The organism is Streptomyces sp. NPDC058375 (genome assembly GCF_042723425.1).
In the GTDB taxonomy this organism is placed as follows: domain Bacteria; phylum Actinomycetota; class Actinomycetes; order Streptomycetales; family Streptomycetaceae; genus Streptomyces; species Streptomyces durocortorensis.
The window spans coordinates 1-10,982 of the sequence record NZ_JBHXJG010000243.1 but is presented as its reverse complement, the minus strand read 5'-3'; the positions used below and the strand labels follow the sequence as shown (position 1 = coordinate 10,982).

10 protein-coding genes are annotated in these 10,982 nt (G+C 72.0%); 4 read left to right on the top strand and 6 right to left on the bottom strand.

The window, feature by feature from the left end; all coding sequences use genetic code 11:
- Nucleotides 1–162: 162 nt before the first annotated feature.
- From ACFWM7_RS28800 to ACFWM7_RS28790, 3 genes are all read right to left on the bottom strand, one after another.
- Nucleotides 163–459 carry a DUF4193 domain-containing protein gene (locus tag ACFWM7_RS28800; RefSeq protein WP_003965732.1) on the bottom strand — a complete coding sequence of 99 codons (297 nt, stop codon included), beginning with the start codon at nt 457–459 and terminating at the stop codon, nt 163–165.
- Between the two features lie 403 nt (nt 460–862).
- Nucleotides 863–2,107 (bottom strand): sensor histidine kinase, encoded by a 1,245-nt coding sequence (locus tag ACFWM7_RS28795; protein WP_383265893.1) that lies wholly within the window; start codon nt 2,105–2,107, stop codon nt 863–865.
- 5 nt (nt 2,108–2,112) lie between these two features.
- Complete coding sequence (locus tag ACFWM7_RS28790) at nt 2,113–2,766, bottom strand: response regulator transcription factor (protein ID WP_006128158.1); 654 nt, start codon at nt 2,764–2,766, stop codon at nt 2,113–2,115.
- A gap of 380 nt (nt 2,767–3,146) precedes the next feature.
- Here ACFWM7_RS28790 and ACFWM7_RS28785 point away from each other — a divergent pair, with 380 nt between their 5' ends.
- Entirely contained in the window at nt 3,147–3,320 is a 174-nt protein-coding gene (locus ACFWM7_RS28785; protein WP_383265890.1) for a hypothetical protein, read from the top strand.
- Nucleotides 3,321–3,411: 91 nt separating this feature from the next.
- On the opposite strand, the gene ACFWM7_RS28780 is transcribed toward ACFWM7_RS28785, so the two are convergent.
- The gene (locus ACFWM7_RS28780; protein ID WP_383265887.1) at nt 3,412–4,212 is read right to left on the bottom strand and encodes an inositol monophosphatase family protein; all 801 of its coding nucleotides are present in this window, start codon (nt 4,210–4,212) and stop codon (nt 3,412–3,414) included.
- 69 nt (nt 4,213–4,281) lie between these two features.
- Nucleotides 4,282–5,409 carry a ferrochelatase gene (locus ACFWM7_RS28775; protein WP_383265884.1) on the bottom strand — a complete coding sequence of 376 codons (1,128 nt, stop codon included), beginning with the start codon at nt 5,407–5,409 and terminating at the stop codon, nt 4,282–4,284.
- Nucleotides 5,410–5,605: 196 nt separating this feature from the next.
- On the opposite strand from ACFWM7_RS28775, the gene ACFWM7_RS28770 reads away from it, so the two are divergent.
- Complete coding sequence (locus ACFWM7_RS28770; protein ID WP_383265882.1) at nt 5,606–6,850, top strand: MFS transporter; 1,245 nt, start codon at nt 5,606–5,608, stop codon at nt 6,848–6,850.
- Nucleotides 6,810–8,129 (top strand): D-arabinono-1,4-lactone oxidase, encoded by a 1,320-nt coding sequence (locus ACFWM7_RS28765; RefSeq protein WP_383265880.1) that lies wholly within the window; start codon nt 6,810–6,812, stop codon nt 8,127–8,129. Before ACFWM7_RS28770 ends, ACFWM7_RS28765 begins: the two co-directional genes overlap by 41 nt.
- A gap of 91 nt (nt 8,130–8,220) precedes the next feature.
- On the opposite strand, the gene ACFWM7_RS28760 is transcribed toward ACFWM7_RS28765, so the two are convergent.
- Nucleotides 8,221–9,426 carry a hypothetical protein gene (locus tag ACFWM7_RS28760; protein ID WP_383265878.1) on the bottom strand — a complete coding sequence of 402 codons (1,206 nt, stop codon included), beginning with the start codon at nt 9,424–9,426 and terminating at the stop codon, nt 8,221–8,223.
- Nucleotides 9,427–9,835: 409 nt separating this feature from the next.
- Here ACFWM7_RS28760 and sepH point away from each other — a divergent pair, with 409 nt between their 5' ends.
- A complete protein-coding gene (sepH, locus tag ACFWM7_RS28755; protein ID WP_383265875.1) occupies nt 9,836–10,933 on the top strand; it encodes a septation protein SepH in 1,098 nt (365 codons plus the stop codon).
- Nucleotides 10,934–10,982 lie beyond the last annotated feature (49 nt).

Sequence of the window (10,982 nt, the reverse complement as noted above, 5' to 3'; positions counted from 1 at the left end):
CCGCCGGAGTGATCCGGCGGGGCGGCGGACCGCTCGGCAGACGCGTGACCGCCTTCTGCCGGGCCTGTGCCGCCGGTACCGTCCTCATGGGCCTGCTGGCCGTGCCGGCGCCAGGGGCGCCGCTTCCGGAACGGTGTCTCGCCTGCCACGGCCGACCCGACCTCAGTCGCAGTCGCGGCAGATGGGCTGACCGTTCTTCTCGCGGGCCAGCTGGCTGCGGTGGTGCACCAGGAAGCAGCTCATGCAGGTGAACTCATCCGCCTGCTTGGGCAGCACCCGGACGGCCAGCTCCTCGTTGGAGAGGTCCGCGCCGGGCAGCTCCAGGCCCTCGGCCGCGTCGAATTCGTCGACGTCGACGGCGGACGCCGTCTTGTCGCTCCGACGCGCCTTGAGCTCTTCGAGGCTGTCCTGGTCCACGTCGTCGTCGGTCTTGCGTGGGGTGTCGTAATCCGTTGCCATGTCGCTCTCCCCCTCTTGGGTGTCTAGGTGTCTCAGCGCACGTAACGCGTGAGAGGCCGGACTTGTGCCCGACCTGAGGCGGAGATTTTGCCTCACATCAAGGTCTGTTACTCAATCGACACCCAACCGGGCACCTCGGCGAGGCTCGGCTTGGGTGGCGATGGGGACCGTACACGGTCCCGACTGTGCAGTTCACGGGCGCCACCCCGTGTACTTCCCGTGATAACGATCCCCGAAAACCCGGACGATTACCGGCTTTCCGACAGAGTCGTGATCACGGAGAGTAGAAGGCCGGAAAATCGACCCTGTGATCGATCACACACGACCCGCCCGGGAATGGGTCCTGAAAATTCCGCCCAAAGCGAACATGAAGATTCGGTGCAGAGTCACACCGTGCAGCCTCTCAGACCGGCAGGGTGACGCGCATCACGAGACCACCGCCCTCGCGGGGCTCCGCGATGATACGGCCTCCGTGGGCCCGCGCGACGGACCGGGCGATCGACAGGCCGAGCCCGACCCCCTTGTCGCTGCCCGTGCGCTCGGTACGCAACCGCCTGAAGGGCTCGAAGAGGTTGTCGATCTCGTAGGCGGGGACCACCGGGCCGGTGTTCGAGACGACGAGCAGGGCCTGCCCGTCACGCGCCTCGGTGGTGACCTCCACCCAGCCGTCCTCGGGCACGTTGTAGCGCACGGCGTTCTGCACGAGGTTCAGGGCGATCCGCTCCAGCAGGACCCCGTTGCCCTGCACCCCGGCCGAGGCTCGCACACCGCGGATCTCGACCTTCCTGGCCAGCGCCTCCGCCCTGGTCTGGTCGATGGCGCGCTCGGCGACCTCGGCGAGGTCGACCGGTTTGCGCTCGATGATCTGGTTGTCGCTGCGGGCCAGCAGCAGCAGGCCCTCGACCAGCTGCTCGCTGCGCTCGTTGGTGGCCAGAAGGGTCTTGCCGAGCTGATGGAGCTCGGGCGGGGCCTCCGGGTCGGAGAGATGCACCTCCAGCAGGGTGCGGTTGATCGCCAGCGGGGTGCGCAGCTCGTGCGAGGCGTTGCCGACGAACCGCTGCTGCGCGGTGAAGGCCCGCTCCAGCCGGTCCAGCATGTCGTCGAAGGTGTCCGCCAGCTCCTTCAGCTCGTCGTCCGGGCCGTCCAGCTCGATCCGCCGGGTGAGGTCGGTGCCGGCCACCCGGCGCGCGGTCCGGGTGATCCGGCCGAGCGGGGACAGGACGCGTCCGGCCATGGCGTAACCGAAGGCGAAGGCCATCACGCTGAGGCCGACCAGGGCGAGGAGGGCCCGGTTGAGCAGGCTGTCCAGTGCGTGCTGCCGCTGGGCCGACGTGCAGGCCTTGATGGCGTCGTTCAGCTGGTCGTTGTTGAGGGCCGCGCCGAGCTGCGGGCAGGTGTCGCTGGTGATCTGGACGTTGGTCCCGGCCACCCGGAAGGCCACGCTTCCCGCGTCGTGGAGGGCCTGCGCGGCCAGCATGTAGATGATCGACAGCAGCACGATGCCCGCGATCAGGAACATCCCGCCGTACAGCAGCGTGAGCCGTATCCGGATGGTCGGGCGCAGCCAGGGGTACGGGGGGTCCTGCTGCTTCGGCTCCCAGGTGGGCTTCGGCGGCGCCGCGGGGGGCTGCTCCGGGGTGGTGGCCATGGTCCTCAGATCCGGTATCCGGAGCCCGGCACGGTGACGATGACGGGCGGTTCGCCGAGCTTGCGGCGGAGCGTCATGACCGTGACCCGCACCACGTTGGTGAAGGGGTCGGTGTTCTCGTCCCAGGCCTTCTCCAGCAGCTGTTCCGCCGAGACGACGGCGCCCTCGCTGCGCATCAGGACCTCCAGGACCGCGAACTCCTTCGGGGCGAGCTGGATCTCCACCTCGTCGCGGAAGACCTCGCGGCGGTTCGGGTCGAGCTTGATGCCGGCGCGCTCCAGGACGGGCGGCAGCGCCACCGTCGTACGGCGGCCCAGCGCGCGGACCCGGGCGGTCAGCTCACTGAAGGCGAAGGGCTTGGGCAGATAGTCGTCCGCGCCCAGCTCCAGGCCCTCGACCCGGTCGCTGACGTCGCCGGAGGCGGTGAGCATGAGCACCCGGGTCGGCATGCCGAGCTCGACGATCTTGCGGCAGACGTCGTCCCCGTGCACCACCGGGAGGTCCCGGTCCAGCACGACGACGTCGTAGTCGTTGACCCCGATGCGCTCCAGGGCCGCGGCACCGTCGTAGACGACGTCGACGGCCATGGCCTCCCGGCGCAGTCCGGTGGCCACCGCATCGGCGAGCAGCTGCTCGTCCTCGACGACGAGTACGCGCACGGCGCAGTCCTTCCTTCGGTCCTTCGTCGGGTTCACAGAGCGAGCGGCCCACACGGGACCGCTCGGACACGGGCAGCAAGGCCGACCGTGTGCCTCCATCCTGCCCGCAACGCGTATAAACCGGCGGTAAGACGGCGGCGGGCCGGATCTCCCGGCGGCCTCCCGCCGGGAAACCGACGGATTTCCGGGCCAGTTGAGGTTTCTCTGAGCCACGGCGTGGGGAAGAGGGGTTCACACCCGCGATCACGCCTGTCCCGTGGCATGCCACGGCCCGCCTCTTTTCCCGGAGCGGCGGCGCGATCACCCGCTCCTCCGGCTCCCCGGCCGGGGGGATCCCGGGCACACCCCCGTGCCACCGACCCACGATGAGGGGGCGCATCATGGACGCTTTCACCGCAGGTCTGCTGCACCGCATCAAGACGACCGAGTCCGACCTCACGCGGGCGCGCGAGGACGGCGACGACTTCCTCGCGGACGTCGAGCAGGGCGAGCTGGACGATCTGCACCGGCTCGCCGCCGAGCACGGCGTGGAGATCGGCGCGACCACCGTCTGAGCCGTACGCCAGAGGGCCCCGGATGCTGTCCAGGCATCCGGGGCCCTCTGCTGTGCCGTCGGGCTCCCAGGGCCCCACCAGGAGCTTCCGGTCAGTCGTGCCAGGCGCCCAGCTCGTCGAGGGCGGCCTGCAGCGGCTCGAAGACGCCGGGGGTGGCGGCCACCGTCAGATCGCCGTCGGCGGGCAGCCCCGGCCGGCCGCCGGTCAGCGCGCCCGCCTCCCGGGCGATGAGGTCGCCCGCGGCCAGGTCCCAGGGGTGCAGCCCGCGCTCGTAGTAGCCGTCGAGCCGGCCCGCCGCCACATCGCAGAGGTCGACGGCGGCCGAACCGCTGCGCCGGATGTCCCGGAGCCTGGGGATCAGCCGCTGGGCGACGTCCGCCTGGTGGGCGCGGACGTGGGCGACGTAGTTGAAGCCGGTCGAGACGAGGGCCTGGTCCAGCGGCGCGGTGGGGCGGCAGCGCAGCGCTTCGCCGTTCGCGAACGCACCGCCGCCGAGGACCGCCTGGTACGTCTCCCGGCGCATCGGGGCCTCGACGACGCCCACGACCCGCTCGCCGTCGCGCTCGGCGGCGATGGAGACCGCCCAGGTCGGCAGGGAGTAGAGGTAGTTCACCGTGCCGTCGAGCGGGTCGATGACCCAGCGGATGCCGGTGGAGCCCGGGGAGCTGGCGCCCTCCTCGCCGAGGAAGCCGTCGTCGGGGCGGAAGTCGGTGAGGTAGCCGGTGATCAGCTTCTCGGCGGCGATGTCCATCTCGGTGACCACGTCGATGGGGCTGGACTTCGTCGCGGCCACCCCCAGGTCGGCGGGGCGGCCGTCGCGCAGCAGGGCACCGGCGCGGCGGGCGGCCTCCAGGGCGAGGTCGAGCAGTTCGGACAGGGCGGGGTCGGTCACGGTGCTCCCAGGTGATCGGTGCGCACGGTCAGGTAGGGGTCCTGCGGGCTGCCCATAGGGGCTGTCGGGCTATGCGTACGGGCTGTCGGCGCCCGCGGCGGCGGGCTTCGGGGCCCTGGCGGGGCAGCAGCCGACGGGACAGCGGTCGTGCGAGGGCCCCAGCGACCCCAGCGCGCAGCGCTCGACCGCCCGGCCGCGCTCGCTCGCGGCGCGCTCCAGGACCAGGTCCCGTACGGCGGCGGCGAAGCGCGGGTCGTCGCCCACCGTGGCGGACCGGCGGACCGGCAGCCCCAGTTCGGCGGCCTTGGCGGTGGCCTCGGTGTCGAGGTCGTACAGGACCTCCATGTGGTCCGAGACGAAGCCGATGGGCGCCATCACGACCGCGGGGACGCCCTCGCCGTGCAGGGTCTCCAGGTGGTCGCAGATGTCGGGCTCCAGCCACGGAATGTGCGGGGCGCCGCTGCGGGACTGGTAGACGAGCTGCCAGGGGTGCTCGACGCCGGTCTCGGCGCGCACCGCCTCGATGATCAGCCGGGCCACGTCGAGATGCTCGGCGACGTACGCGCCGCCCTCGCCGTGGGCCTCCACCGGGCCCGAGGCGTCGGCGGCGGAGGTCGGGATGGAGTGGGTGGTGAACGCGATGTGCGCGCCCGCGCGGACGTTCTCGGGGAGGTCGGCGAGCGAGGCGAGGACGCCGTCGGCCATGGGCTCGACGAAGCCGGGGTGGTTGAAGTAGTGCCGCAGCTTGTCGACCCGGGGCACGGGCAGCCCATCGGCCTCCAGGGCGGCCAGCGCATCGGCGAGGTTCTCGCGGTACTGCCGGCAGCCCGAGTAGGAGGCGTAGGCACTGGTGGCGAGGACGGCGATCCGGCGGTGTCCGTCGGCCGTCATCTCGCGCAGCACATCGGTCAGATACGGGGCCCAGTTGCGGTTGCCCCAGTAGATCGGTAGGTCGACACCGTGGTCGGCGAAGTCCTTGCGGAGCGCGTCGAGCAGGGCCCGGTTCTGCGCGTTGATCGGGCTGACTCCGCCGAAGAGGAAGTAGTGCTTGCCGACCTCCTTGAGGCGTTCCTCGGGGATGCCGCGGCCGCGGGTCACGTTCGCCAGGAACGGGACCACGTCGTCCGGGCCCTCGGGGCCGCCGAAGGAGAGCAGCAGCAGGGCGTCATAGGGAGCGGGATCGCGCAGATCGGACATGACGTCGATCCTGCCACCCGCCTCCGACAGGGCGGCACCCGACATCCGACGCCCCGTCGGGAAAGCGCCGGACCCATGGCGGGGAGCCTGCCGGAACCGCCCCCGGTCCGTCCGAAATCCGGTGTCGGGGGCGTCCGCCCACCCGTAAGCTGTATGGGCCAGCTATACGCCTGACAGGCATGACCGGAGTACCCCCTTGCCCAGCCCCTACCGCGCCATCTTCTCCGCCCCCGGTACCAAGGGGTTCTCCGCCGCAGGCTTCCTCGGCCGGATGCCGCTGTCCATGATGGGCATCGGCGTCGTCACGATGATTTCCCAGCTCACCGGCCGCTACGGACTGGCCGGGGCACTGTCGGCGACCCTGGCGATGTCGGCTGCGGTCTGCGGCCCCCAGGTCTCCCGGCTGGTCGACCGCTACGGGCAGCGCCGGGTGCTGCGCCCGGTCACGCTGGTCGCCGTGGCGGCGGTGGCGGGTCTGCTGGTCTGCGCCCAGCAGGGGGCGCCGGAGTGGACGCTGTTCGTCTTCTCGGTGGGCGCGGGCTGTGTGCCGAGCGTGGGGTCGATGGTCCGGTCCCGCTGGGCGGAGATCTACCGGGGCTCCGGCCGGGATCTGCACACCGCGTACTCGTGGGAGTCGATCGTCGACGAGGTGTGCTTCATCTTCGGCCCGATCATCTCCATCGGCCTCTCCACCGCGTGGTTCCCGGAGGCCGGACCGCTGATCGCCGCCGCCTTCCTCCTGGCCGGCGTCTTCTGGCTGACCGCGCAGCGCGCGACCGAGCCGGTGCCGCACCCGAAGTCGCAGCACACCGGGGGCTCTGCGCTGCGTTCGCGGGGGCTCCAGGTCCTGGTGGCCACGTTCGTGGCGACCGGTGCGATCTTCGGGGGCGTGGACGTGGTGACCGTGGCCTTCGCCGAGGAGCGCGGCCACAAGGCCGCGGCCTCCCTGGTGCTGGCCGTCTACGCGCTCGGCTCGTGCCTCGCGGGGGCCGTGTTCGGGCTGCTGCACCTGAAGGGGAACCCCGGGACCAGGTGGCTGGTGGGTGTCTGCGCGATGGCCGTGAGTATGATCCCCCTCCTACTGGCCGGGAACCTTCCGTTGCTGGCCGTGGCGCTCTTTGTCGCGGGCCTCGCCATCGCACCGACGATGGTCACCACCATGGCCCTCGTCGAAGCGCACGTACCGCGCACCAAGCTGACCGAGGGCATGACCTGGACCAGTACCGGGCTCGCGGTCGGAGTGGCGCTCGGCTCCTCGGCCGCCGGCTGGGTGGTCGACGCCGCCGGGGCGAAGGCGGGGTACGCGGTGCCCGTCGTGGCGGGAGCGCTCGCGGCGGCGGTGGCGTTCCTGGGATATCGCCGGCTGGCCGGGCCGGCTGCGACGGGAGGGCGCGGGCAAGATGACCGAGACCTACGCACGGACGACGAGCGCGTGGCGTAACTGGGCGGGCACCGTCACCGCCCGGCCCGCCCGCACCGAGTCGCCCGCGTCCGTGGACGAGCTCGCGGACGTGCTGCGCCGGGCGCACGCGGACGGCCTGCGGGTGAAGCCGGTCGGCGCGGGCCACTCCTTCACGGTGGCGGCCGCCACCGACGGGGTCCTGATACGCCCCGACCTGCTCACCGGGATCCGGGACATCGACCGCGAGACGATGACCGTGACGGTGGAGGCCGGCACTCCGCTCAAGCGGCTCAACACCGCGCTCGCCCGCGAGGGTCTGTCGCTCACCAACATGGGCGACATCATGGAGCAGACGGTCGCCGGGGCGACCTCCACCGGTACGCACGGCACGGGCCGCGACTCGGCGTCCATATCCGCGCAGATCCGGGCGCTGGAGCTGGTCACCGCCGACGGCACGGTCCTGGTCTGCTCGGCCGTGGAGAACCCGGAGATCTTCGCCGCGGCCCGGGTCGGGATCGGCGCCCTCGGGGTGATCACCGCCGTCACCCTCGCCGTCGAGCCGATCTTCCTGCTGACGGCCCGTGAGGAGCCGATGAGCTTCGACCGGGTCACCGCGGACTTCGACGCCCTGGTCGCCGAGAACGAGCACTTCGAGTTCTACTGGTTCCCGCACACCGGGAACTGCAACACCAAGCGCAACAACCGCAGCGCCGGTCCGGCCGCCCCGCCCGGCCGGGTGAGCAGCTGGATCGACGACGAGCTGCTGTCCAACGGGGTCTTCCAGGTGGCGTGTTCGCTCGGCCGCGCGGTCCCGGCGACGATCCCCTCGATCGCCAGGCTCTCCAGCCGGGCGCTGTCGGCGCGTACGTACACCGACATCCCGTACAAGGTGTTCACCAGCCCGCGCCGGGTGCGGTTCGTGGAGATGGAGTACGCCGTTCCGCGCGAGCAGGCGGTGACGGTGCTGCGGGAGCTGAAGGCCATGGTCGAGCGGTCCCCGCTGAAGATCAGCTTCCCGGTCGAGGTGCGGACCGCTCCGGCCGACGACATGGCCCTGTCGACCGCATCGGGCCGGGACAGCGCCTACATCGCCGTGCACCTCTACAAGGGCACACCGCACCGCTCGTACTTCACCGCGGTCGAGCGGATCATGACGGCGCACGCCGGCCGGCCGCACTGGGGCAAGATCCACACCCGGGACGCTGCTTACCTGTCCGAGGCCTACCCGCGCTTCGGCGAGTTCACCGCCCTGCGCGACCGGCTGGACCCGGACCGCCTGTTCGGCAACGACTACCTGCGGCGCGTGCTCGGCGACTGAGCCCGGCGTCGTCCCGGTACGCCGTCGGCCCCGGTCCTCTCCCTTGCGGAGGGGGCCGGGGCCGATGTGCTGTGCGCGGTACGCCGGTGGGTCACTCGGCGTCCGCGCCGGGCGGGGCCTGCTCGCCCTGCCCGGGGCCGACGCCCGTGCCGGTAGAGGGCTCGCCGGTTCCGGTGTCGCCCGACTTCGACGGGGTGGGCGGCGTCGGTTCCGGCGTGGTCTCCCCGGCGGACCCGGAGGGCGTCGGGGTGGGGGTGGGCCCGGTGCTCGGGTTCTCCCCGCCCGTGCCCGTACCGGGGTCCGGGCTCGTTCCGGTGCCGTCGCCGCCGTCCGTGGCGGGCGCGGAACCGGTGCCTTCACCCGGGTTCGGGCTCTGCTCGTCCGTTCCCCCGTCCCGGCCGGTGTCGCCGGAGGGGGTGGGGTCGGCGGGTCCGGAGTCCCGGTCGCCGCCGCGCACGACGGAGCTGAGGGTGGTGCCCTGGCCGCCGCTGAGGTCGTTGCCCGAGATCATCTCGAACGCGGTGATCCCGGCCATGGAAACGGCGAAGACCGCGGCCGCCGCGAGCGCGGGACGCTTCCAGCCGCGCATCCGGGTGCCGTGGGTGACGCCGTCGCTGAACGCGTCGTCGGTGACGGCGGCCTGGTGCACCCCGGCCTGCGGGAGCATCTGCGTACGGTCGTGTGCCGACGGGAACGCGTGCGTACGGTCATCGGCCCGCGGAATCACGTGCGTACGGTCGTCGCCTCCGGCCCCGGCCCGGGCTCCGGCTGCGGGGCCTCCGGTCGGCGGGACGCGGAGCATCCGGGTCCGCGCGTCGCCGAGGTCCAGCAGCTGCGTCCGGTCCGAGTCGAGCGGCTTCAGCACCTGCGTGCTCTCCGCGTCCGGGATCACGGCCGGGACCGTGCCCGGGTCGACCGTGGGCAGCACCGTGGTGGAGTCGTCCGCCGGCCCCGACCCCGTCGGCTCCGGCTCCGTCCGCTGCGCGGCGGCTCTGTGCCCGGCGGGCGTCGTCTCCTTGGTGTGCACCGTCACCTGGCGGCCCTCCGGGTGGGTCACCTGGACCGTCACCTCGCGGATCTGCTCGCCGGTGCGGCGGAAGAAGTGTTGGAAGACCGAGCCGCCGCAGGTGGCGACGACGCTCATCACGCCGGCTCCGGCGATCGTGCCGTACACCCCCAACTGCGAGGCCAGCACCGCTGCCGCGACGGCCGCCACGGCGCTCCCGGCGACCTGCGGGAGACTCAGATCTATGCGCCTTTCCTTGGGTTCTGTGTCACTTTCCGGCTTCTGAACCATTACCAGCCCCTGCTTGACATCTCTCCCACCATGCAACAGGAAGGGACAAATGAGCGAAGTGGATAGTTCCGTTTTTGGTGATTGTGTGAAGCACAACACCCATCAGGGGCATTTCACGGAGAACTGGGTACCTCAACTCCCATGCCTCCCGAGAAGTTCGGCGGCGCGCCGGTCCACCCCGGTGGCCCGAATGGAGTACTGTGACGAGCCCTGGGGCGGACTCCGACGTGGGAATCCGCAGCTACCGGAGGGGGCCGACGGCGGCACCCTAGGCGGGCGCACCAGGACGAGCGCCCGACACGCCGGGCAACTTGGCAAGGTTGTGGCAGGCTGCACCCGGGCAGGTCACACTCGACTAGCGGAAGCAGCGACGCACGTGACGTCGGCAGGCACCACCCGGGAGGTCCCCATGCCCGAACTGCGTGTCGTGGCCGTCTCCAACGACGGCACACGACTGGTGCTCAAGGCTGCGGACAGCACGGAGTACACGCTTCCGATCGATGAGCGGCTGCGCGCCGCCGTGCGCAACGACCGCGCCCGGCTCGGCCAGATCGAGATCGAGGTGGAGAGCCACCTCCGGCCCCGCGACATCCAGGCCCGCATACGGGCCGGTGCCTCCGCGGAGGAGGTCGCCCAGTTCGCGGGCATTCCCGTCGACCGTGTACGCCGCTTCGAGGGCCCTGTGCTCGCGGAGCGCGCTTTCATGGCCGAGCGGGCCCGGAAGACTCCTGTGCGCCGTCCCGGCGAGAACACCGGCCCTCAGCTCGGAGAGGCGGTTCAGGAGCGTCTCCTGCTGCGCGGCGCCGACAAGGAAACCGTCCAGTGGGACTCCTGGCGCCGTGACGACGGCACCTGGGAAGTCCTGCTGGTCTACCGGGTCGCGGGCGAGCCGCACGCGGCGAGCTGGACGTACGACCCGCCGAGGCGACTGGTCCAGGCCGTGGACGACGAGGCGCGCTCGCTGATCGGCGAGACCGACGACGTCGCCGCGCCGGAGCCCAGCTTCCCGTTCGTACCCCGGATCGCCCGGCTGCCGCGCGACCGGCCGCTGGACCGGAGCCTCGACCGGCAGCCCGAGCGCGACCGGCCGCTGGACCGGGCCCTCGACCGCCAGATCGAGCGGCCCGCCCCCGCCGCCGAGCCAGAGGAGTACGTGAGCAGCGCCTCGGCCGGTGAGCGCGACTCGCTGACCAGCCTGCTGGAGGCGGTGCCGAGCTTCCGGGGCGACATGGTCGTGCCCGAGCGGCCCCCGCAGCCCGAGCCGCCCGCACTGGAGGCGGCGGAGGAGGCGGAGGCGGACGAGCCGCCGGCCGCCGCCGCTTCGGCCGGTGCCGGGTCCGCGTACGCCGATGTGCTGATGCCCCGGGCCGTGGCCGGTCATCGCGACCGGCTGACCGGGACGACGGACCGTCAGGCCGAGGCGGACGGGGTCCGGCCCGGCCGCCGGGCCGCCGTGCCGAGCTGGGACGAGATCGTCTTCGGCACCCGGCGCAAGAAGCAGGACTGACCGGGGATGACGACCGGTGGGAGCGGGGCCCGTACGCAGTCGCGTACCC

Bases quoted from the DNA above. Each gene is read 5' to 3' on its own strand.
- ACFWM7_RS28765 (WP_383265880.1), top strand. From the start codon at position 6,810: ATGACCGAGACCTACGCACGGACGACGAGCGCGTGGCGTAACTGGGCG.
- ACFWM7_RS28800 (WP_003965732.1), bottom strand. From the start codon at position 459: ATGGCAACGGATTACGACACCCCACGCAAGACCGACGACGACGTGGAC.
- ACFWM7_RS28795 (WP_383265893.1), bottom strand. From the start codon at position 2,107: ATGGCCACCACCCCGGAGCAGCCCCCCGCGGCGCCGCCGAAGCCCACC.
- sepH (WP_383265875.1), top strand. From the start codon at position 9,836: ATGCCCGAACTGCGTGTCGTGGCCGTCTCCAACGACGGCACACGACTG.
- ACFWM7_RS28775 (WP_383265884.1), bottom strand. From the start codon at position 5,409: ATGTCCGATCTGCGCGATCCCGCTCCCTATGACGCCCTGCTGCTGCTC.
- ACFWM7_RS28760 (WP_383265878.1), bottom strand. From the start codon at position 9,426: ATGGTTCAGAAGCCGGAAAGTGACACAGAACCCAAGGAAAGGCGCATA.
- ACFWM7_RS28785 (WP_383265890.1), top strand. From the start codon at position 3,147: ATGGACGCTTTCACCGCAGGTCTGCTGCACCGCATCAAGACGACCGAG.